Source organism: Saccharopolyspora shandongensis (assembly GCF_900106995.1).
Taxonomy (GTDB): Bacteria; Actinomycetota; Actinomycetes; order Mycobacteriales; family Pseudonocardiaceae; genus Saccharopolyspora; species Saccharopolyspora shandongensis.
Map to the genome: position 1 here is coordinate 152813 of NZ_FNOK01000014.1, position 22015 is coordinate 174827.

The 22015-nt window shown below is 71.1% G+C and carries 20 protein-coding genes; 11 read left to right on the plus strand and 9 right to left on the minus strand.

Going from position 1 to position 22015, the window contains the following annotated elements; translation table 11 throughout:
• Positions 1-3 precede the first annotated feature (3 nt).
• Positions 4-1473, minus strand: coding sequence for a class II fumarate hydratase (gene fumC / locus BLW84_RS17440; RefSeq protein ID WP_093266581.1), 1470 nt, complete (start codon positions 1471-1473; stop codon positions 4-6).
• A 2-nt stretch (positions 1474-1475) separates the two neighbouring features.
• Positions 1476-3197 (minus strand): NAD-dependent malic enzyme, encoded by a 1722-nt coding sequence (locus tag BLW84_RS17445; protein WP_093266583.1) that lies wholly within the window; start codon positions 3195-3197, stop codon positions 1476-1478.
• A 162-nt stretch (positions 3198-3359) separates the two neighbouring features.
• On the opposite strand from BLW84_RS17445, the gene BLW84_RS17450 reads away from it, so the two are divergent.
• Entirely contained in the window at positions 3360-4313 is a 954-nt protein-coding gene (locus BLW84_RS17450) for an alcohol dehydrogenase catalytic domain-containing protein (protein ID WP_093266584.1), read from the plus strand.
• A gap of 20 nt (positions 4314-4333) precedes the next feature.
• Here BLW84_RS17450 and BLW84_RS17455 read toward each other — a convergent pair whose 3' ends face one another.
• A complete protein-coding gene (locus tag BLW84_RS17455; RefSeq protein ID WP_093266586.1) occupies positions 4334-4603 on the minus strand; it encodes a hypothetical protein in 270 nt (89 codons plus the stop codon).
• Between the two features lie 160 nt (positions 4604-4763).
• On the opposite strand from BLW84_RS17455, the gene BLW84_RS17460 reads away from it, so the two are divergent.
• Positions 4764-5765: a type 1 glutamine amidotransferase domain-containing protein gene (locus BLW84_RS17460; protein WP_342743156.1), complete on the plus strand. Its 1002-nt coding sequence runs from the start codon at positions 4764-4766 to the stop codon at positions 5763-5765.
• A 299-nt stretch (positions 5766-6064) separates the two neighbouring features.
• Here the strand turns inward: BLW84_RS17460 and BLW84_RS17465 are convergent, their stop codons facing one another.
• From BLW84_RS17465 to BLW84_RS17485, 5 genes are all read right to left on the minus strand, one after another.
• Positions 6065-6499, minus strand: a complete 435-nt coding sequence (locus tag BLW84_RS17465; RefSeq protein ID WP_093266587.1) for a universal stress protein — start codon at positions 6497-6499, stop codon at positions 6065-6067.
• A gap of 66 nt (positions 6500-6565) precedes the next feature.
• Positions 6566-7276 carry a hypothetical protein gene (locus BLW84_RS17470; RefSeq protein ID WP_245761211.1) on the minus strand — a complete coding sequence of 237 codons (711 nt, stop codon included), beginning with the start codon at positions 7274-7276 and terminating at the stop codon, positions 6566-6568.
• Between the two features lie 99 nt (positions 7277-7375).
• Positions 7376-10054, minus strand: coding sequence for a formate dehydrogenase subunit alpha (gene fdhF, locus BLW84_RS17475; RefSeq protein ID WP_093266590.1), 2679 nt, complete (start codon positions 10052-10054; stop codon positions 7376-7378).
• Positions 10054-11730 (minus strand): NADH-ubiquinone oxidoreductase-F iron-sulfur binding region domain-containing protein, encoded by a 1677-nt coding sequence (locus BLW84_RS17480; protein ID WP_093266592.1) that lies wholly within the window; start codon positions 11728-11730, stop codon positions 10054-10056. The genes fdhF and BLW84_RS17480 overlap by 1 nt, the downstream gene beginning before the upstream one ends.
• Before the next feature lie 25 nt (positions 11731-11755).
• Complete coding sequence (locus BLW84_RS17485) at positions 11756-12574, minus strand: universal stress protein (RefSeq protein WP_093266593.1); 819 nt, start codon at positions 12572-12574, stop codon at positions 11756-11758.
• A 146-nt stretch (positions 12575-12720) separates the two neighbouring features.
• On the opposite strand from BLW84_RS17485, the gene BLW84_RS17490 reads away from it, so the two are divergent.
• The 9 genes from BLW84_RS17490 (at position 12721) to BLW84_RS17530 (ending at position 21062) form a co-directional block, all read left to right on the plus strand.
• A complete protein-coding gene (locus BLW84_RS17490; protein ID WP_245761212.1) occupies positions 12721-15405 on the plus strand; it encodes a bifunctional acetate--CoA ligase family protein/GNAT family N-acetyltransferase in 2685 nt (894 codons plus the stop codon).
• A gap of 87 nt (positions 15406-15492) precedes the next feature.
• Positions 15493-15909 carry a CBS domain-containing protein gene (locus tag BLW84_RS17495; protein WP_093266596.1) on the plus strand — a complete coding sequence of 139 codons (417 nt, stop codon included), beginning with the start codon at positions 15493-15495 and terminating at the stop codon, positions 15907-15909.
• Complete coding sequence (locus tag BLW84_RS17500; protein WP_093266597.1) at positions 15906-16853, plus strand: nitroreductase family protein; 948 nt, start codon at positions 15906-15908, stop codon at positions 16851-16853. The genes BLW84_RS17495 and BLW84_RS17500 overlap by 4 nt, the downstream gene beginning before the upstream one ends.
• Entirely contained in the window at positions 16850-17734 is an 885-nt protein-coding gene (locus BLW84_RS17505; protein ID WP_093266598.1) for a universal stress protein, read from the plus strand. The genes BLW84_RS17500 and BLW84_RS17505 overlap by 4 nt, the downstream gene beginning before the upstream one ends.
• Before the next feature lie 22 nt (positions 17735-17756).
• Positions 17757-18005 carry an SHOCT domain-containing protein gene (locus BLW84_RS17510; RefSeq protein WP_093266599.1) on the plus strand — a complete coding sequence of 83 codons (249 nt, stop codon included), beginning with the start codon at positions 17757-17759 and terminating at the stop codon, positions 18003-18005.
• 64 nt (positions 18006-18069) lie between these two features.
• The gene (locus BLW84_RS17515) at positions 18070-18948 is read left to right on the plus strand and encodes a universal stress protein (RefSeq protein ID WP_245761213.1); all 879 of its coding nucleotides are present in this window, start codon (positions 18070-18072) and stop codon (positions 18946-18948) included.
• A 37-nt stretch (positions 18949-18985) separates the two neighbouring features.
• A complete protein-coding gene (locus BLW84_RS17520) occupies positions 18986-19546 on the plus strand; it encodes a hypothetical protein (RefSeq protein ID WP_093266602.1) in 561 nt (186 codons plus the stop codon).
• A 103-nt stretch (positions 19547-19649) separates the two neighbouring features.
• Positions 19650-20156, plus strand: a complete 507-nt coding sequence (locus BLW84_RS17525; RefSeq protein WP_177226520.1) for a universal stress protein — start codon at positions 19650-19652, stop codon at positions 20154-20156.
• A gap of 18 nt (positions 20157-20174) precedes the next feature.
• On the plus strand, positions 20175-21062 hold the full coding sequence (locus BLW84_RS17530; RefSeq protein WP_093266605.1) for a universal stress protein: 888 nt from the start codon (positions 20175-20177) through the stop codon (positions 21060-21062).
• 21 nt (positions 21063-21083) lie between these two features.
• Here BLW84_RS17530 and BLW84_RS17535 read toward each other — a convergent pair whose 3' ends face one another.
• On the minus strand, positions 21084-21914 hold the full coding sequence (locus BLW84_RS17535) for a universal stress protein (protein ID WP_093266606.1): 831 nt from the start codon (positions 21912-21914) through the stop codon (positions 21084-21086).
• Positions 21915-22015: the final 101 nt, after the last annotated feature.

The following is a 22015-nucleotide window of genomic DNA, read 5'->3' on the forward strand; positions in this document are numbered from 1 at the left end:
ACCTCACGCCGAAGGACGAGGCTTGGCCGCGCCGGGGTGGGCGAGTTGCTCGGGGACGACCACGTCGTCGTAGAGCTTCTCGCTGACGCCCGATTTGATCGCCGCGTCCTTGAGGGTGAGGTTCTCGTCCAGCGCGCGGTGGGCGATCCGGGATGCCTCGTCGTAGCCGATGACCGGGCTCAACGCGGTGACCATCATGAGCGAGTTGTCGATGTTCTTCGCCAGCTGGTCGTTGTTCAGCCGGGCGCCTTCGACGAGGTACTCGCGGAAGTGGTCGCACATGTCCGCGAGAATCCTGGTGGAGTGCAACAGGTTGTTGATGACGACCGGGCGGAAGGCGTTGAGTTCGAAGTTGCCCTCCGCGCCGGCCATGGACACGGCGGTGTCGTTGCCGATGACCTGGATGCACACCATCAGCAGGGCCTCGGCCTGCGTCGGGTTGACCTTGCCCGGCATGATCGAGGAGCCGGGCTCGTTGGACGGGAAGGTCAGTTCGCCCAGGCCTGTGCGGGGGCCCGAGCCGAGCCAGCGCATGTCGTTGGCGAACTTGTAGAGCGCGGTCGCCAACGTGCGCAGCGCCGCCGAGGTGCGCACGAGGGCGTCCAGCGATCCCTGGGCCGCGAACTTGTTGGGGGCGCTGACGAAGGGGTAGCCGGTCAGCGCGGCGAGTTCGGTGGCGACCTCGTCGCCGAACCCGGGCGGCGCGTTGAGCCCGGTGCCCACGGCGGTTCCGCCGATCGCCAGCCGGTGCAGCCCGGACCGGGTGGTGCGGAGGTGGTCGATGGCATCGTCGAGCTGCCCGACGTAGCCGGACCATTCCTGGCCGACGGTCAGCGGCGTGGCGTCTTCCAGGTGAGTACGACCGATCTTGACCGCGTCGGCCCACTGCTCGCTCTTGCGCGCGGCGGCGTCGCGCAGGCGCTGGACGGCAGGCAGCAGCGCGGTGTCGATCGCCTGCACCGCCGCGATGTGCATGGCCGTGGGAAAGGTGTCGTTGGAGGACTGGCCCATGTTCACGTCGTCGTTGGGGTGGACCGGGTCCTTGCTGCCCAGCCGGCCGCCGAGCAGCTGGATCGCCCGGTTGGAGATCACCTCGTTGACGTTCATGTTCGACTGGGTTCCCGACCCGGTCTGCCACACGTAGAGCGGGAACTCGGCATCGAGGTCACCGGCGACGACCTCGTCCGCGACCCGGCTGATCAGATCGGCCTTCCACGGCGCCAGGCGGCCCGCGCGAGCGTTGACCGTCGCGGCGGCCTTCTTGACGTAGCCGTAGGCGTGGTAGACGGGCTTGGGCATGCGGTCGTCACCGATGTCGAAATGGATCAGCGAGCGCTGCGTCTGCGCGCCCCAGTAGTGGTCGGCGGGTACCTCGACCGCACCGAGCGAGTCGCTCTCGGTCCGGGTTCCGGTGGCGTCGATCCCGACCGGGACCTCGCGAATCCGCGGCGCGCGCCGCTGCTGGGCGGGCATGTTCAGCCTCCTCGCACCGGGCGGTAGGCGGGCTGCCACATCGCCTCGCGCACCTGGCGAGGCGGGTCGTGCAGCTCGGCCTGGGCCAGGCCTTCCTCGGTCGCCTGCTCGGCGACCGCCGCGGCGACGGTGGCCGAGACCTCGCGGAGGTCGTCCACCTGGGGCAGCAGCGACGCCCCGGGCGTGTGCGCGTCGACCATGCCGGCGACCGCCTCGGCCGCCGCTTGGAGCATGCCGTCCGAGACCCGCCGGGCTCTCGCGACGACCGCGCCGAGTCCGAGCCCGGGGTACAGCAGGGCGTTGTTGGCCTGGCCGATGGCGTAGGTGGTCCCGCGGTAGGTGACCGGGTGGACCGGGATTCCCGTGCAGACCAGGGCCTTCCCACCGCTCCACCGGATCACGTCGGCGGGCATCGCCTCGATGCGCTCGGTGGGGTTGGACAGCGGGAAGATGATGGGCCGCTGCACGTGCGCGGTCATCTCCTGGACGACGTCCTCGGTGAAGGCGCCGTGCGCGGTGGAGGTACCGACCAGCATCGTCGGCCGCACGCGGGCGACGACCTCGGCGAGCCCGACGCCGCCATCGCGCCGCCAGTCGGCCACCTCCGAGGCAGGCCGGGCGTAGGGCACCTGAAAATCTCGCAGGTCGGACATGTCGTCGGTGAGCAAGCCCTGGCGATCCACCGCCCAGATGCGGCGAATCGCCGTCTCGCGGTCGAGGCCGTCGCGCGCCATCGCGTCCCGGAGCTGGTCGGCGATCCCGATTCCCGCCGTGCCCGCCCCGAAGATGACGACTAGCTGGTCGCGCACCGGTGTCTGCGCCACTTCGAGGGCCCCGAGCAGGCCTGCCAGCGCGATCGCGCCGGTGCCCTGCATGTCGTCGTTGAACGTGCAGATGCGGTCGGTGTACTTCTCCAGGATGCGGCGGCCGTTCCCCGGACCGAAGTCCTCCCAGTGCAGCAGTGCGTGGGGGAACATCCGCGTCGCGGCCGAGACGTAGGCATCGATGAAGTCGTCGTATCGCTGCCCGCGCACCCGGTGGTGCCGGTTGCCCACGTAGTTCGGGTCGTCGAGCAGCTGCTGGTTGTCGGTGCCGGCATCCAGGGAGACGGGGATGACCCGAGCGGGGTCGATTCCCGCGGCGGCCGTGTACACCGCCAGCTTGCCCACGGCGATGTCGATGCCGCCCACACCCCAGTCGCCGATGCCCAGGATCTCCTCGGCGTCCGAGGCGACGATCAGGTCGACGTCCTCGGCGCCCGAACCGAAGTTCTCCAACGCCCGGGGGATCCCGTCGACGTCGGCGATGGACAGGTACACCCCACGCGGCCGGCGGTACTCGTGGCTGTACTGCTTGATCGCCTCGCCAACGGTCGGGTCGTAGACGATGGGCAGCAGTTCCCTCAGGTGCTCGCTGAGCAGCCGGTAGAACAGCACTTCGTTCCGGTCGTGCAGGGCCGTGAGGTACACGTTCTTGAGCAGGTCGCTCGGCTGAGCACGGTACTGCTGGTAGGCCTGCTGCACCTGCTCCTCGAGCGTGGTGACCGCCGAGGGCAACAGCCCGTCCAGCCCCAGGCTGTCCCGCTCGACCTGGGTAAAGGCGGTCCCCTTGTTCAGCAACGGGTTCCGCAGGACTTCCAAGCCACGTGCGGCCGTGACCGCACCACCCGACATCTGCTGCGGGATCCGCGCCTCGACGGTTTCCCGGCCAGACCTCACCGACATGGTTCGCATCCCCCTTCTCGCCGCACGGGGAACCGGCGGGCGGCTCACCCACCGGGACGCATGCATCCAGGGAAACCGGACCGCCGTCGGTTGGCCAGAGGAAGAAAGCCCCATGGACAAAGGAAGTGCGGTGTCGCACGTCCTCGGCCCTAGCATCTCGTCATGCGCGCAGTCACCATCGTCGATGGCCGGTTCGAGCTTCAGAAGCACCCGGATCCCGTTCTCCGACCAGATCAGGTCCTCATCGGCATCCGTGGAGCCGGGCTCAACGCCGCAGACCTGCAGCAAGCACGCGGCGACTACCCGGCACCGGCCGGCTGGCCGGCCGACATCCCCGGCTTGGAAGTCTCCGGCGAAGTCCTCGAACTGGGCTCGGCGGTGCGCGATGTCCGCGTCGCAGATCGCGTGATGGCTCTGGTCGGTGGCGGTGGACACGCAGAACGCATCGCAGTCCCCGCAGATCTGCTCCTCCCGGTCCCGGGCAACATCTCGTGGGAGCAGGCCGGCGGGTTCCCGGAAGCCTTCAGCACCGCGTGGGATGCGCTCGTCACCCAGGCCGGTATCGCGGCCGGGGACCGGGTTCTGGTCACCGGCGCCGCCGGCGGGATCGGCACGGCGATGGTCCAGATCGCCGCCGTTTCCGGCGCCGATGTGGTTGCGAGCGTGCGGCGCACCGAACTCCACGGCGAAATCGCCTCGCTGCCGGCCGGAAACGGTCGCGTCGACGTTGTCACGCCCGAAGGCGAAGTCGACTATGGACCGTTCGACATCATCGTCGAACTGGTCGGCGGCGAAAACTGTCTGGACCGAGTCAAGTTGCTGCGGACGGGTGGACGTTTCCTTATCGTCGGCGTGCAGGGCGGCATGACCGCCCCGTTGAAGATGTTCGACCTCATGCTCAAACGCGCCCGCCTCATCGGAACGACCATTCGCGGGCGCAGCCCAGCGGAGAAAGCACTGCTGGCACACCGCATCCGCACCCATGTCGTACCGCTCCTGGAGCAGGAACGAATCCAGGTGCCGATCGAGGCGACCCACCCTCTCAATGCCTACGACGACGCATACGCCCGCCTGGCTGCCCCCGGAAAATTCGGGAAAGTAGTCCTCACCCCCTGACCCAGCCGGTCAGCTTTCGCCTAACTCGGCTTCTCGGGTGGCACGATCAGGCGCTCGATGTCGCGGTTCATCGGCAGCCCGCACAGCTGCGTGAACTCCCGGGGCTCACCCGCCTCGAACGTTGGTGGGCACCGCAGGTCCCTGAGCGTCACGGTCGGCTCCTCAACCTTGACGACGGTCGTCCGCTCGGTCGGCTGTCCCCGCTCCATCGCCAGCGAAACGCCGGTCAGCAGCGCTCCTGCTGCAACCGTTCCACCCGCCACGATCACCACGGCCTTCCCGAACCCCAACCCTGCACTCCTCAGACGTCTTGTGGCCTTCGAACACGCGATCAGTCGGTGTGGCCAGGCGCCCGTCGGTTACCGGGCATCCGGAATGGCCTCGGCCAGTGTTGGCGGGACGGTGACCAGCCGCCGTACCGGGGCCGGTCTGCGTGGAGTCCCGCCAGTGATGATCGCATCCCTCCTGGCGATGTCGACGGCCGTCCTGGCCCGCTCGCTCGCCGCGACGAAGCTGGACCGTTGGAACATCGCCGCGCCCGTCCTGATGGTTCTCTTCGGCGTCGCCGCGGGGATGGCGTCCCCGAAACTGCTCGGGATCGCGCTGAACACCGACGTCGCGCAGCACATCGCCGAGATCATCCTGGCCGTGCTGCTGTTCGTCGATGCACGGATGCGAGCGACCGCTTCGCGCGCGACCGTGGAATCAAGCGACGCCCGCGGACGCGGGCCGCGAACCTGGACGGCAGGAGTGATCGACATGGCGAAGCTACTGTTCGTGATGACCGGAGCAACGTACTGGACGCTCAAGGACGGCACCCGGCACGCGACCGGCTACTGGGCCGAGGAGTTCGCGGCACCGTACAAGGCGCTCACGGAAGCCGGCCACCAGGTCGTGGTGGCCACTCCCCACGGCGTCGTCCCGAATGTCGACATGATGAGCCTGCGCCCCGACATGGCGGGCGGTGCTCAGATCGCCCTGGAGCTGGAGGGCATCATCCGCTCCGCGGAGGAGATGCGGCGGCCCATCCAGCTCTCGGACGCCCGCCTGGAGGACTACGACGCCGTCTACTTCCCCGGCGGCCACGGCCCGATGGAAGACCTGTGGGACGACGCCGACGCGGGCCGGCTGCTGACCGCGGCGCTCGCCTCCGGCAAACCGCTCGCCGTCGTCTGCCACGCCCCGGCCGCGATGCTGGCCACGAGGATCCACGGCGTTTCGCCGTTCGCCGGCTACCGCGTCACGGCCTTCACCAACGATGAGGAGAACGCCGTCGGGCTGGCCTCCAAGGCGCGGTGGCTGCTGGAGGACGAACTGAACGACCTGGGCGTCGACTTCACCCGCGGCGAGATGTGGAAGCCTTACACGGTGGTGGACCGCAACCTGTACACCGGGCAGAACCCGGCCTCTGCCGGGGTCCTGGCGGAGCGGCTGCTGAAGGCATTGACGTAGGCGGCTGCGGCGCATGCGCCCAGGAGAACGCCGAGGCGACGCCGAAGTTTCTTGCATCACCGACCCTGCCTGGCCGCACCGCCGTGAGCTGAACCTCGTAGAAAGAGCCGGCCATGAGCATGGGCCCACCCGCGGCCCGTGCCGGGCCGCAGGACGCCCCGCTCCTGCGTCGAGCCGAGACGTGTGCCAGCGGCCGAATGCCAGGTGCTCCGGGTTGGCGAACGGCTCCGCAGGCCCCGGTCGTCGCCGCCCCGACGCGGATCCGAATTGGGTCCGCTCGGCGTGGATAGGTTGTGGGATCATGGTTTCGCGTCGCGGACGACTACCACCGGGCATGGGGCGTGGTTGACGCAGTACTGGCTGATCGAGCCGAGCAGGGCGTGGGTGAAGGCGCCTTGGCCGCGCCGGCCCACGACGAGGAGGTCGGCCGTTTCGGCGGCGTCCAGCAGGGCCTTGGCCGGATGGCCGCGGGCGACGTGCGTGCTGATCCTGATGAGGTCGGCTTCGTCGGCGGTTTCGCGGACGATCCTGCGGAGCGCCTCGTTCGTGGCGCGGTCGAGCTGCTCGGCGGTTCGCATGGGCCAGTCGTAGAACGCAGGCGTGTCCCAGACCATCACCGCGTCGATCCGTCCATCCGCACGACGTGCTTGTTGAACGGCCCACCGCAGGGCGTCTTTCGAGGATGGCGAGCCGTCGACGCCGACGACGATCGAATAACTGCTCTGCTCGCTCACGGAAGCACTCCACAAAGGACGAGTGGCTGAGCCGGCGCGCTCCGGTCGCCGCGCCGGCTCGCCGGATCAGGCCGGCCCGGGTGCCTGACGTCGCTGCGGGGAAATGCTGGGCAGGTGTTCGCGGACCAGGTAGCCGCCGAGCACCAGCATCCACAAGCCGGTCAGCGCCCCGGGGAGCATGCCGGCCAGCGCGCTGCCCGGCATCAGCACACCGCCACCACCGAGGACGGTGATCGCGCCGAGGACCCGGATGACGGCGACGAACCCGGTGAACCACGCCATCCACCGGGGGAACACGTCGGTGCGCGCCATGGCCACGGTGCAGGCGGCCAGCGGCAGGGCGATGGCGAGTCCGGCGATGGTGCCCACGATGGTGAGCGCGGTGTAGGGCACAGCGGCCAGCACGAGCAGCGCAGGGTAGGAGGCCAGCGTGTAGGCCATGCCGCCGAAGACCGCCGTGGCCATAAATCCGATGGCGGCTGTGAGCGCGAACCCGGACAGCACCACGGCAGGAGCGTCGCTGTCGGGGTCGGCCAGCCGGAAGGCGGTGGCCAGGGTGGCGCCGAACCACATGAACAGCGCCACCGCGGCGGCCGCGAGCACGACCGCGGCCATGATCGTCCGGAGCGAACCGGCCAGGTACATCGCGATCGTCTCGGGGGAAGCGACGATGCCCGGTGCATTGCGCAGCAGGATCCCCGCGACGATGGCGAGCACCAGCGAAGCGAGTCCGGCCAGCCCGCCCCAGCGCATCTCGTGGCCTTCACGCACAGTCATGGCTTCCTCCGCGAACGTCTCCAGTGGACACGAGTTGCCTCGACACTTGCGGTCGGCAGGGGTGTTGTCACGGGGCCGAAGGTCCTCTGTTCACCGCGGTCAGTCGCGTTGCGCGGGCGCGATGCGTACTGCGGTGACCTTGTACTCGGGGCAGCCGGTGATCGCGTCGGTGTGGGGCGAGGTGAGGTCGTTGACGGTCGCGCCCGGGAAGTGGAAGGCGGCGAAGGCCTGGCCGGGCGCGATGTCGCGGCTGGGGTGGGCGGTCAGGGCGGCTCGGCCCCAGCGGCTGGTCACGGTCACCTCGGTGCCTTCCCGCACGCCGAGGCGGGCGGCGTCGGCGGGGTGGAGTTCGAGGGTCTCGGCGGGCCGGAGTTCGGTGTTGGGGGTGCGGCGGGTCATGGAGCCGGTGTTGTAGTGCACGAGCCGCCGGCCGGTGACCAGCAGGTAGGGGAACTCGGCGTCGGGTTGCTCGCCCGGTGGGAGGTAGGGCAGGGCGGCCAGTGCTGCTCGGCCGTCCGGCGTGGCGAACCTGTCGAGGTGGAGCACGGCTTCGCCGGGTTGGCCGGGCGCTCGGCATGGCCAGTGCAGCGGTCCTTCGGCGTCGAGCCGGTGGTGCGAGATCCCGGCGAAGACCGGTGTCAGGGCGGCGCATTCGGCGAGCGCTTCGGCGGGCGTGCGGCACCCGAGGTCGGCGCTCAGGGCGTCGGCGAGGCCGAGCAGGATGCCGAAGTCGGTGTCCGCTCGTCCCGGTGGGGTCAGCGCGGGGCGCACGCGTTGGAAACGCCGGTCGAAGTTGACGAAGGTCCCGTCCTTCTCCAGGAACGAGGCGGCGGGCAGGACGATGTCGGCGTGCTCGGCCGTGCGCGACAGGAAGAGGTCGTGGCAGACCACCAGGTCGCACGCACGCAGGGCGTCGCGGACGTGGCCGCTGGTCGGGTCGCTCTGGGCGATGTCCTCGCCGATGACGTACAGCGCCCGCACGTCTCCGGCGATGGCGGCGTCGAACATCTGCGGGATGCGCAGCCCGAGTCGTCCGGGAATCGGGTGGCCCCAGGCGGTTGCGAAGCGGTCCCGGATTCCCGCGTCGCTGATGGGCTGGTAGCCGGGCAGGACGTCCGGCAGCGCGCCCATGTCGGATGCGCCTTGGACGTTGTTCTGGCCGCGTAGCGGGAGGATTCCGCAGCAGCCTGGGGTGCCGACCGAGCCGCGCAGGATGGCGAGGTTGGTCAGGGTGCGCACGCCGTCGGTGCCGTGGGCGTGTTCGGTGACGCCGAGCCCGTAGATGACGATCGGGCGCTGCGATCGCCCGAAAAGCCGCGCTGCCGCGATCAATTCCGCCGATGGCACCTCGGCGATACCGGCGACGGCGTCGGGTCCGTAGTCGCGGACCAGCGCCGCGAGCTCCTCGAACCCCGTCGTCCGCTGTTCGAGGAAGTCGTGGGCGACGAGGTCCTCGTCGATCAGCTGGTGCGCGAGGCCGTTGAAGACGGCGACGTTGGAGCCCGGCTGGTTTTGCAGGTGGATGTCGGCGAGCGCGGCGAGTTCGGTGCGTCGGGGGTCGACGACGACGAGCCGGGCTCCGGCGAGGACTCGTTGCTTGATGCGGGCTCCGACGACGGGGTGCGCCTCGGTGGGGTTGGCGCCGGCGAGCAGGACGCAGTCCGCGTGGTCGAGGTCGTCGAGGGGGTTGGTGCCGCCGGCGAGGCCGAGGGAGGCGGTGAGCCCGGCGGCGGAGGGCGCGTGGCACAGGCGGGAGCAGTTGTCGATGTTGTTGGTGCCGATGGCGGTGCGGATGAACTTCTGGGCCAGGTAGTTCTCCTCGTTGGTGGCGCGGGCGGAGGAGATCATGGCGATCGAGTCCGGGCCGTACCGGTCGCGGATGGCGGCTAGACGCCGGGCGACCGTGGTGAGGGCTTCCTGCCAGGTCGCTTCGACCAGTTGGCCGTCGCGCCGCAGCAGCGGCGTCGTCAGGCGGTCGGCGGCGCGGGCGAAGGAATGCGCGAAGCGGCCTTTGATGCAGGCGTGGCCGCGGTTGACCGGCGCGCCGTGCGTCGGGGTGATCGCGGCGATGGTGTCGTCGCGGACGTGCACGTCGAGGGTGCAGCCGACACCGCAGTAGCCGCAGGTGGTCGTGGTCGTCGCGGTGGTGGGACGGAGGTCGAGCAGGCCGGGCTCGGACAGCGCTCCGGTGGGGCAGCTGTCGACGCATCCGCCGCAACCGACGCACGGCGAGGAGACCCACGGCCCGCCGTCGCCCGGCGCCACGACGGTGTCGAAGCCGCGGCCGGTGAGTTCGAGGGCGAAGGTGCCCTGGACTTCGGCGCACATGGCCACGCACCGTCCGCAGGCGATGCACAGGTCGCGGTCGAGCTTGACGTACGGGTGCGAATGATCAGTCCCGCGATCATGCTTCGCGCCGGCGAAACCGCTGGTGGTGATGCTGAAATGCGCGCAGGCCCGGACGAGTTCGCTGCGTTCGGCAGGGATGTCCAGCGCGCGCTCGGGAAGCTCGGAGACGATCAGCTCGACCGCCCCTCTGGCCGCCTGCCGGGTCGCGGGGTCGTCGAGGTCGACGTGCATGCCGTCGGTTGCGGGCGTCGTGCAGGCGGCGACGATCCGGCCTGCCGCGCGGACCAGGCAGGTGCGGCATGAGCCGCGCGGGGACAGCCGGTCGTCGTGGCAGAGCGTCGGCAGGTCTGTGCCGCCGGCACGGACGGCATCGAGGATCGTGGCGCCGTCCGCGACGTCCACCGCGGTGCGCCCGATGATCACGTGCATCAGTGCTCTCCTGGCAGGAGCTCGTCGCGGTAGACGCGCAGCAGACTTCGCACCGCTGCGGGCACGCCCCGACCGAAGGCGCAGAGGCTGCCGGTGCTCAACACCTCGAACAGCTCTTCCTGCTGTGAAAGGACTTGCTCCGAGTCGGTCGGGAAGCGCGTTGCCAGCTCCATCCCGCGCCGCGTGCCGACGCGGCACGGGGTGCAGGCGCCGCAGCTCTCGGCGGCGGCGAAGCTCCACACGTGCCGGAGCAGCTCCCGTGCGGTGATGCGGTCGTCGATGGCGACGAGGCTGCCGTGCCCGAGTGCCACCCCGGCGCCGGCGAGCACCTCGGCGAGCAGCGGGATGTCCAGGTCGTCGGGCGAGAGGAAACCGCCGAGCGGGCCGCCGACCTGCAGGGCCCGCAGGGTGTAGCCGGGTTTGAGGCCGCCGCCGAGGGTTTCGACGATGTAGCGCAGCGGTACGCCGAACTCGACCTCGTAGACGCCGGGGCGCCGGAAGCGCTGGCTCAGGCACACGAGCTTGGTGCCGGTTTCGACCGGGTTGCCGAGTTGCGCGTAAGCGGCGCCGCCGTGCCGCAACACCCACGGCACCGCCGCGAGCGTTTCGACGTTGTTCACCGAGGTGGGCCGCCCGGCCAGGCCGTACTCGGTCGGGTAAGGCGGCCGGGGCCGGACGCTGCCGCGAAACCCTTGCAAGGCATGCAGAAGCGCGGTTTCCTCTCCGGTGACGTAGGAGCCCGCGCCCTCCACGACCTCCACGTCGAAGTCGAACGACGAGCCGTGCACATCGGTCCCGAGGTGCCCCGCGGCCCGCGCCGCCGCCACTGCGGCCCGCATTCTTCCCACCGCTGCGGGATATTCCGAACGCACGAACACCACGCCCCGGTTCGCGCCGACCGCGAACCCGGCGAGGGCCAGTCCCTCCAGCACCCGGTGCGGGTCGCCCTCCAGCAGCAGCCGGTCGCAGAACGAACCGGGATCGCCTTCGTCACCGTTGGCCACCACGAACCTCGGCTCCGCGCCGCGCGCCGCCTCCCACTTCTGTGCCACCGGGAATTCGGCCCCGCCCCGGCCGCGCAGACCGGCAATCGAGACCTCGGCGCGGATCGCGGCCGGTGACCCGCCCGCGACGACCTGCGGCCACACCTGCCAGGACTCCTCGGCTCCGGTCAGCCCGGCGAGCGTCACGGCCCGGCGGCTGGTGACCCGGTAGGGGATCGCCGGGACGACCGGGTGGTCGGCGGAGAGCAATCGATCGCCGAGCTCAGGACCGGTGATGGGCGTGTGCCCGTCGAGGGCCGCGGGTGAGGCGTAGCAGAAGCCCAAGCAGTACGCGCCGGCCAACGACACCGAACCATCGGCGCTGGTGCTTCCGGGCTCGACGGCGAGAGCCGCTTCGGCCAGCGGGATGGTGTGGTCGCCGGCCGAGACGAAGCACGAGGTCCCCACGCAAACCCGGACGTGACGGATGCCGTGTGCACCGGCGAAATCGGCGTAGTAGCCCGCCGCCCCGGCGAGCGCGGCCACCGGCCGCCGGACCTCCTCGGCGACGTCGTGCAGATCGTCCGCGCCGATCCGCTCCCGCCGCGCTGCGGCGGCGTGCAGTCGCCCGAGAACTCCGGTCCCACCCCGCCCGAACCGCTGTTCCCATTCGACGAACGCGTCTCGCCGCACGAATGCCCCCTCGGCGGTGAAGCCGTCAGCCCGGGACTACCGCGACCGGGCACGGCGGGTGGTGCAACACGCCCCTGGCCACGGAACCCACCAGCAGACCGGAAAACCCTCCGAGCCCACGATGGCCGACGACCAGCAACTGCGCATGCTGTGCGGCCTCGCGCAGCGCTCGCACCGGCGGGATGTTCGACACGACCTGGCGAACGACCACTTGCGGGTAGGAGTCGGTGCAGGCGGACACCTGCTCGGCGAGGCGCTTTTCCGCGCTGGCCAGGAGTTCGTCGCGGTCCGGGTGGTCGTAGGGGCCGGGGATGAAGTAGGCGTTCGGCAGCGCCTGCACCGCGACGAGTTCGCTGCGGCGTCGGTCGGCCGCGTCGAAGGCGTAGCGCAATGCCTTCCGGCTGCCCGTCGAGTCATCCACGCCGACGACGACCGGCCCGGACGTGGCGGTGTCGTGGCCCGGGACGACGACCACCGGCGACGAGGCGTGCGTGGCGACCGCTGCGCTGATCGAGCCGAGCAACGTCTCCCGGAACGCGCCTTGCCCGCGCGAGCCGACCACGACCAGCCGCGCGGAGGCCGACCGGTGCACCAGCTCCTCGGCGGGATGCCCGGGGGCGACCTCCTCGGTGATCTCCAGTTCGCCCACCGCCCGGCGGCAGCTGTCGGCGATGTCCCGCACCACTTCCTCGGCGAACGGATCGCGGGTGGGATCGTTGTTGATCAGAACGACGCGCAGCGGAACCGACAGGCGCTCGGCCTCGGCGGCCGCCCACAGCGCCGCTTGCAATGAGGACTCCGAGCCGTCCACACCGACCACGACGGACTGCTTCGCGCGTGTCATCCTCGGCGCCCTCCCCGCGATGCTCGGACCGCCGCTCACGTTGTCAACCGCGACCGGCGTGCTGATAGGGCCGATGGGCCCTATCGGCGCCGGCGAGGTGGGGTGGTCTTCTCACGAGTACGGGAATCGCGTGGGAGGGGCTACCGGTGTCAGCAGAGGGGAGCGCGGAAGCCGTGCGGGCGGTGCTGGCGGATGGCAGCGTCGTCACTGTCCGGCCACTGGCCGCCGGCGATCTCGCCGAGCTCGAACGCTTGCACGGAACGCTCTCGCCCGAGGACCGCTACTTCCGGTTCTTCGGCGTGCCTTCGGATTCGGCCATCACCCGCTTCCTGCGGAGACTGGTGGAACCCGGTGATGCGCATGTGGTGGCGCTCGGGGTGTTCACCGGGGAGCACCTGATCGGCGTCGGTCATTTCGAGGTGCTGATCCCGGAAGTCGCCGAGGTGGCATTCCTGGTCGAACACGCGAAGCACGCGCGCGGGGTGGCAACCCTGCTCCTGGAGCACCTGGTCGCGGCGGCACGGCGACGCGGCGTGCGGGCGTTCCTCGCGGAAGTGCTGGCGGAGAACTCGGCGATGCTGCGGGTGCTCCGCGACAGCGGCCTGCGGTACGACGCCCACCTGGACGGTGCGTCGTACCAGGTGAAGGTCGCGCTGGACGCCGGGGAGCCTTACCACGCCAGGATCAGCGACCGCGAACGGATCGCGGACGTCGCCAGCCTGCGCCGGGTGCTCTGCCCGAAGTCGGTAGCGGTCGTCGGTGCGAGCCGTCGGGCGTCGGCGGTGGGAAACGCCGTGCTGCGCAACGTCATCCACAGCGGATACACCGGAGCGATCTACGCGGTCAACCGCCACGGCGGGGACATCCACGGCCTGACCGCATTCCGGTCCGTGTCCGACCTGCCGGAAGCGCCGGAGATGGCCGTGGTGTGCGTGCCCGCCGAAGGGATCCCCGACGTTGCGGAGGAATGCGGGCGGCTCGGGGTGTGCGCGCTGGTCGTGGTGGCCGCCGGAATCACCGGTCACCCCGCCTTCGTGGATGGCCTGCTCGCCGCCGTTCGCAGGTGGGGGATGAGGCTGGTGGGGCCGAACTGCCTCGGCGTGGTCAACTCCGATCCTGCCGTGCGGCTGGACGCGACCTTCAGCGCTGCGGGGCTCCCAGCGGGGGAGGTGGGCATCGCCACGCAGTCCGGAGGCGTGGGCATCGCCCTGTTGGAACGGCTGGCCGACGTCGGCCTGGGCGTGTCCACCATGGTGTCCACAGGGGACAAGTACGACGTGAGCGGCAACGACCTGCTGCTGTGGTGGGAACGCGACGAACGCACTCGGGTCGCGGTGCTTTACCTGGAATCCTTCGGCAACCCACGGAAGTTCGCGTGGCTGGCGCGGCGGATCGGCCGGACGAAGCCGCTGATCGTACTGCGCAGCGGGGCAAGCCCGATCGCCCAGCAGGCCGCTCTCTCGCACACGGCGGCGACCTCGACGCCGCGCAGCACCCGGGATGCCTTGCTGCGGCAGACCGGCGCTATCGGGGTCGACGACCTGGCGGAACTCGCCGCGGTGCTCTGCGTGCTCAGCTGGCAGCCCCTGCCGGCCGGGCCGCGCGTGGCAGTGATCAGCAACGCGGGCGGCCTCGGCGTGCTCGCCGCCGACGCCTGCGCTCAAGCCGGACTCGAATTCTCGGTGCTGCAGCGGGCAGAACCCGGACTCGCCGACCTGCTGCCGGCCGAGGCAAGCGCGCGGAACCCGGTCGACACCACCGCCACGATCGACGCGGCCACCTTCTGCCGGAGCGTGGAACTCGTGCTGCGCGATCCCGCCGTCGACGCGCTGGTCGTTCCCGTCCTGCGGACCGCGGTCAGCGACCCGGCCCCGGCCCTCGCCGACACCGTGGCCCGCGCCCGCGCGGACGGATTCGGCAAACCAGTGCTCGTCGTGCGCGCAGGGCAGCGGGAATCGTTGGCCTCGCTCACCGCCGGTGACACCCGACTGCCGACGTTCGCCGATGCCACGTTGGCCGCCCGTGCGCTGGCCGACGTCGCCGGGTACTCCGGTTGGCTGGCCCGGCCGCGGGGTGCGGTGCCCGACCTGCCGCACATCGACGTGGCCGCCGCCCGCGGTGTCGTGGCCGGTGCGCTGGACCGAGCGCCCGGGGGAGGCTGGCTGGAACCCGGCGAGGTGCAGGAACTCCTCGCGTCCTTCGGCCTCCCGGTCGTGCCCTCGACGGTGTGCACCGATGAAGCCGAGGCACTCACCGCGTTCAACCGGCTCGGCGGCGTAGTCGTGCTCAAAGCCCTGGCGGAGGGCCTCGTGCACAAAGGCCGAGCCGGGGGCGTGGTGCTCGCCGTGTCCACGGTCGCCGAACTGCGCGCCGGGTGGGCGCGGCTGCGGGACCGCTTCGGCAGCCGGTTCCGCGGGGTCGTGGTGCAGCCGATGGTCGAGCAGGGGCGGGAGCTCCTCGTCGGCGTGCTCAGCGAGCCGTCCTTCGGCCCGATAGTCGTCTTCGGCATGGGCGGTACCGATACCGACCTGATCGCCGACCGCAGCCGGCGCCTGGTCCCGCTCACGACCCGGGACGCCCGCGACATGCTCCACGACCTGCGGGCCGCCTCGCGGCTGTTCGGCCCCCAGGCAGAACAGCCGCTGGACGCCGACGCCGTGGTCGACGTGCTCCTGCGCACGGCCCGGATGGCGGAGCTGCTCCCCGAGGTAGCCGAAGCCGACCTCAACCCCCTGATCGCCGCCGAGCACGGGGTGCGGATCCCCGACGCGCGCATCCGGTTGGAGCCGGGCGAACCCGAGGATCCCTTCATCCGCAAGCTCCGCGTTTGACGGAGGCGAACTCCGTGACCATCTCCCCTAGCTGGACGGCCGCGGGTGCGCGACGGTCGAGCCGGATACGGCCTTCCGGGGTGGAACATGACCGTTCAGGCAAGCGCGCTCGATCTCGCCAGCTCTCCCGTGGTGGCCGTCCGGCCCGAGCTGGACGCGATGAGCGCGCTGTACGAGATGTACCGGCGCGACGTCCACCACCTCGCCGTGGTCGTCGACGACGACGCCTTGGGGCTGGTGAGCGCGGCGGATCTGCTGCAGGGCATCGCGGCCCAGTACCCGAAGACGTCCGCTCCGGTCGGCTCGCTGTGCCCGGTGCCGGGGCCCCGGGTGGACGCCACCGACGACATCGGCATCGCCGCGCAACGCATGATCGACGCCCACACCGATGCCGTCCTGGTCATGCGGGACGGTCGGCTGTGCGGCGTGCTCACCGCGGTCGATCTGGTCCGCAGCATCGCCCGAACCCGTGCCGCACGACCCGAGGAGGAGGGTTCGCGATGAGCGTCGCCAGGGCCGAGGCCGACGGCGGGCGGGACTCGTGGTCGGCGGCCGAGTCCGCTGTCCTCGCTGAATCCGTCCACTGTGCACCGTCGGTGCACAACACCCGCCCGTGGGAACTGGCGCTCCACGGGCGGACCGCCGAGCTCCGAGAACGAACGGTTCTGGCGGCCCAGCACGACCCCGAAGGGCGCGACCGGCGCATCTCCCTCGGCGCGGCGCTGGCGAACCTGGCTCTGGCCATCCGCGGGCTGGGGTGGGCCGCCGAGGCGGCGACCGGTTCCGCCGACGACCTGGTGACCGCCACCGTCGTGGGCACCCGCCGATCGCGGCCGACCGATGCGGAGAACCGCCGACGCCGCGTCTTGGCCGACCGCCGAAGCCACCGGCACTCCTTCGACCGGCGAGAACTCCCCGACGGCATCCGCGACGCCCTGCTGGATGCGCTCGCGGCGCCCGGCGTGACCGGCCGGTGGATCTCCGGTCCCGACGAGGCGTTGGCCGTCGCGCGGTTGCTTGACTACGCGGCCCGTGTTTTCCGCGACAACGCCGAATACCAACGTGACCTGACCCTGTGGGCCACCCCGCGCGGTAGTGGCGTGCGACCCGATGCGTTCGGCGCGGAAGGACTGGCGGCGGTCGGCTTGACCACGTCTCGCACGCGGCTGCCCGACGAGTCCCTGCTCGCCGACCGGATCCAGCGGGAGGCGGTGCTCGTCATCGCGACGAGTGCCGATACCCCGCAGGACCACGTCCGGGCCGGAGCAGCGATGGAGCAGGCCTGGCTGGAGGCGGCGAGCCGAGACCTGGCCGCCTCCGTCATGACGCAACCGCTGCACCTGGAGGAGGTGCGCACCGGCTTGGCACAGCGCCTCGGCCTCACCGCGGTGCCGCAGATGCTGATGCGATTCGGCCTGCCCGTGGAACCGGAGGTGGGGGATCGATGACCGCAGCGCAGGAGAAACCGGTAGTCGTGGGCATCGACGGTTCGTCGGCGGCGCTGGACGCCGCGCGCTGGGCCGCCGCCGAGGCCAACCGCCGAGGCACCTGGCTGCGCGTGGTCTTCGCAGACGTCCTCGCCCAGACGTACCTGCCGGAGCTGCCGACGACACCGGTGCCCGAAACGTACGCGAAAGCCATGGCGAGGCAAGCCGAGCAGTGGCTGCACCGGGCCAAGGGAGAAGCAACCGCAGCGGCCCCGGGGCTGGAGGTGCGGACCTTCGTGGTCGCCGGCGGCGCCATACCCGTGCTCGTCGCCGAGTCGCAGCACGCGCAGCTCGCCGTCGTCGGCCGCAGCGGCCTCGGCAGCTTCGCCGAACTCCTCGTCGGGTCGGTCGCGATCGGCCTGTGCGCGCACGGCCATTGCTCGGTCGCAGTGGTGCGGCGGCCGCGGGTGGAAGCCCCCGACGCCCCCGTCGTCGTCGGCGTGGACGGCACACCGGCCGGGGAAATCATGCTGACGACGGCATTCGAGGAAGCCGCGATGCGCGGTGCCGCTCTCGAAGCCGTCCACGCCTGGCACGCGGTCGGCACCGAGCAAGCCTGGTACAGCTTCCACGCCGAGGGCCGCGCAGCGGCGGTCCAGCAGGAGGAGGAGCGCATCCTCGCCGAGCACCTCGCGAGCTGGCACGAGAAGTACCCCCAGGTCGAGGTCCGCCGCATCGTGGCGAACGGCAAACCGGCACGCGTCCTGCTCGAACACGCGCAGCACGCGCAGGTGGTGATCGTGGGAGCACGCGGGCGCGGTGCGTTCACCGGTCTGGTGCTGGGTTCGACGAGTCAGCAGTTGGTGCACCACGCACCGTGCCCGCTCATCGTGGCGCGCTGAACGAGCAGAGGAGGCGAGCGTGATGCCTTACGGCTACGGCTGGGGTATGTGGGGCCTGGCGATGACGACGGTGAGCATGGTCCTGTTCTGGGCGCTCGTCATCGCGGCGATCATCGCGCTGGTTCGCTACCTGCAGCGCACTGGGCGGGGCGACCGCGACACCGGCACGGCCGAAGAGCTGCTGGCGGAGCGCTTCGCCCGCGGGGAGATCGACGAGGAGGAGTACCGGCGCCGGATGACGGCACTGGCCGAACGCAGACGCCGGAGATGACGGCCGGATCCGGTGTTGCGGTGCCGGAATCCGATTCCAACGGGGAGAACGCGTGATGAGGTGCGTGCTCGCAGGCGTTGACGGCTCGACCGAGGCCGCAACGGCAGCTCTGTGGGCGGCCGGCGAAGCCGCGTTGCGAGGTGCGCCGCTGCGGTTGGTGGCGGTCGTGGCCGGCGGAGACAACTCGCAAGCGCGCGACATCGTGCGCGACGCCGGCGAGTGGTGCCGGCGTGAGCATCGCGAGATCGACGTCGCCGAAGAGGTGGTGCGCGGTTTCCCGCCGGCCGAACTGGTCCGGGAGTCCGTCGACGCGCAGCTGGTCGTCGTCGGCTCGCGGGGCCGGGGCGCCGTCGCCGAGACGCTGCTGGGTTCGGTGAGCAGGGCGGTCGCGGAGCGAGCGAGTTGCCCGGCCGTGGTCGTTCCGCGGTGCCGGACCAGCTTCGCGCTGGGGCCGGTGGTGCTGGGCGTGGCGGACCCGCCGTTGGGTGCGGCGGCCGTCGCGTTCGCCTTCGCGGAAGCCGCCCTCCGGAGCACCTCGCTGCTGGCGGTGCACGTGTGGCGGCCGGTCGCCGGCCGCCATTCCCGGATCGAGGCCGAAACCAGGGCGACGCGGTCCGCAGTGGACGATGTCCGGAGCGGGCTGGCGGTGGACCTGGCCGGCTGGACGACGAAGTACCCGGATGTCCAGCCGGGCTTGGACGTTCGCTACGGCGAGCCGGCCGGGGAGTTGTGCCGGGCCGCTTCTTCGGCCCAGCTGCTGGTGCTCGGCCACCGCGGCACGGTCTTCGGTTTCGGTTCGGTCGCCCACGGCGTCCTGCACCGCGCGGACTGCCCGGTCGTCATCGTCGGCGAAACCCACCACGGCGAGGACGTCGTTTTCTTCGATGAGCGGAGGAGGGCCGATGAAGGACAAGACCGACAGGACGCGGATTCAGCCCCCTGACACGGCTTCGGCAGAGTGGGAGGTCACGGAGCGCTCGGTGAGCGTCGACGACTTCGCGGCCCGCTACGACGTGGGCGCGGCCGAGCACCTGGTCGTCGACGCGCCGCCGGAGGTGGTGTACCGCTCGCTGCGCCATCTCGACCTGCTCACCATCGGGTCGCGAACGGCGGATCTGGCTATGTGGGTGCGGGGACTGCCGGAGCGGCTCAAACGCCGCGTTCCGCCTCGGGCGCCGACCCGCCTGACCTACGACGACCTATGTGCGAGCGGCGACTGGGTGTTGCTCGGGGAACGGCCGGGCCAGGAGGTCGTTTTCGGTGCGGTGGGCAGGTTCTGGACGCCGATCGTGCGCATGGAGGAGGTGACCGCCGAGGAGTTCGCCGAGTACGGCAAGCCCGGCCGGGGAAAGATCGTGGCGTCATTCTCGGTGCGCCCCTACGGCCGCCGAGGAAGCCTGGCCACCTACGACATCCGCACCACGCTCGACGACCCGATCACGCGGCGGATCTTCGCGCTGTACTGGCGGACGGTGTCGCCGTTCGTCAAGTCCATCATGCGGGCCACCCTGCGCGCCGCGGCCGGGCGTGCGCGGTTGTGAACGTTGCTTCCAGTGAGGAAACGGTTGCGTGGCAACGGGAATGGGACGTTGTTGAACCGAAGTGGACTCAGCTCGCGCTGAGGCAGGGGACGAGGTGGGAACCGTGACCGGCTACGGGGTTCTCGTGGTGGGAGTGGACGGATCGGATGCGAGCGCGCGGGCGCTGCGCTGGGCCCTCGCCGAAGGACGACGGCGGTGCGCGCCGGTGCACACGGTCATGGCCTGGACGCCGCATGCCGTGCTCGCCGGGCCGGGCCCGATGCTGATGAGCCCCGGGCTGGCTCCGCACCACGTGCGGGATCAGCACTGGGAGGACCTGAAGAGCTTGGTGCGCGGCTGCATGGGCGCCACCACGACGCCGGAAGTGCACACCGAGCTGGTCGAGGGCGATGCCGCCGAGGTGCTGGCCGAGCGGGCCGCCCACGCCGCGATGCTGGTGCTGGGCGATCGCGGGCACGGACGGGTCGCCGACGCGATCCTGGGCAGCACCGCGCTGCGGTGCATCCACCGGGCCCGATGCCCGGTGCTGGTCATCCCCGAGGGAATGCCGGAGCAGACCGGGGACGACGCGCAGGCCGGCGTGGCCTCCCTCGATCCCGCGCTCGATTAGGTTGAGGGGAGAGAACGGATGACCGAGACCAGCCGCAAGGCGGTGGTGGCGGGCTTCGACCTGACGGAGCCCTCTCGCCGGGCTGTGTGGTGGGCAGCACGCGAGGCATCCAGCCGTCGTCGGCCGCTGCTGCTCGTGCACGTGCTCACGTGGCCTTTCGAGGAGCACACCCCGATCAAGGTGCCGGGCGAAGGCGACGTGCTGGAGCCGCTGCAGAAGATCCTGCGGCACGAACTCGCGCAACTGGTCGCCGGCTGCCAGGAGATCGACGCGGAACTGGAAGTGCACAGCAGCATGCCGTTCGGGGATCCGGCGGAGGTGCTGGGGGACATGGCACGGGAGGCCGAGGTGCTGGTGCTCGGCGGGCCGCGCATCGAGGTGGAGCTCGGGGTGCTGGGCTCGATGTCGGCGGAACTGCTGACCCGGCGCACCGGGGCGCCCGTCGTCGTGGTCCGCGGTGACCGCGAGCAGCCCGGCTCGGGGCCGGTCGTCGTCGGCGTCGACGGCTCCCGGGCCAGCCGCCAGGCCATCGATTTCGCCTACGACTTCGCCTCCCGCCACGGCGGCGAGCTCGTCGCGGTGCACGCCTGGAGCGATCTGCCGCTGGACCCCTTCGCCCGCATCCAGCAGTGGGAGCTGCCCTGGAGCGAGGTGCGCGAGACAGCAGAGGAAGTGCTCGCCGCTTCCCTGGCGGGACTGGGCGAGCGGTATCCCGATGTCAGCGTTCGGCGGGCGGTGACGCCGGAAAAGCCCGCCGAGGCCTTGATGCGGGAGGCCCAGGAGGCGAGCCTGCTGGTCGTGGGGAGTCATGGGCGGGGGCGCATCCGGCGCAGCCTGCTCGGCTCGGTGAGCCACGCGGTCGTCAACCGAGCGTCCTGCCCGGTCGCGGTCCTGCGAGCCGGGTAACGCCGCCTACCGGGTCACCACTCACGACGTCACGCCGCCGGCCCGGACGACGGCGACCGGGCAGGAGGCGTGGTGCAGCACGCCGGCGGCGACCGATCCCAGCAGCAGTCCGGTGAATCCGCCGCGCCCCCGGTGCCCGACGACGAGCAGCCGCGCATCCTCGGCCGCGGCGGCGAGCTCGGCCACCGGGTGCCCCCGCTGCGCTACCTTGCGAACGGGCACGTCCGGATAGGACTCGGTCCACCCGGCGAGTTGCTCGGCCACGCCACGCAGCGCTTCGTCGCGCAGGTCGGCCAGTTCGTACTGCATGCGGGGCACGACCGGCGCGTACTCGACGTCCTGCCACACCTGCACGGCCACGAGCTCGGATCCGTACCGGGAAGCGGCGTCGAACGCGTACCGCAGGGCAGCGCCGCTGTGCGGGGAGTTGTCCACCCCGACGACCACCGCGCCGCTGTCCCGGTGGTCCCGGACCACGACGACCGGGCATTGCGCGTGGGCGGCGACTTTGGCGCTGACCGAGCCCAGCAGGGTCGCGGCCAGCGTGCTCCGCCCGCGTGAACCGACCACGATTAGCTCGGCCTCGTCGGCGAGCTGCAGCAGGACGTCCGCGGGAGCGCCGGGCTCGACGCCCGAGGAGACCGCCAGCCTCGGATGCCGGTCCGCGGTCTGCTCCGCCACGGGCCCGACGATCTCCCACGCCTCGTCGTCCCGCGCCGGATCACCGGACACTATCACGAAGTGCACCTGCTTGGCGTGCCTCAGATCGGCCTCTTCCGCGGCCCACGCGGCAGCCGTCAGCGACGATTCGGAGCCGTCCACCCCGACGACCACCCGCCCGCTCGATTCCATGCCGGACCTCCCCGCGTCACCTCACCAGGCAAGCCCTGCGGGCGTCGCAGCCGCTAGGGGCCAACGGCTCTCGCGGTTCGTCGAACGCGTGGCCATCGCTG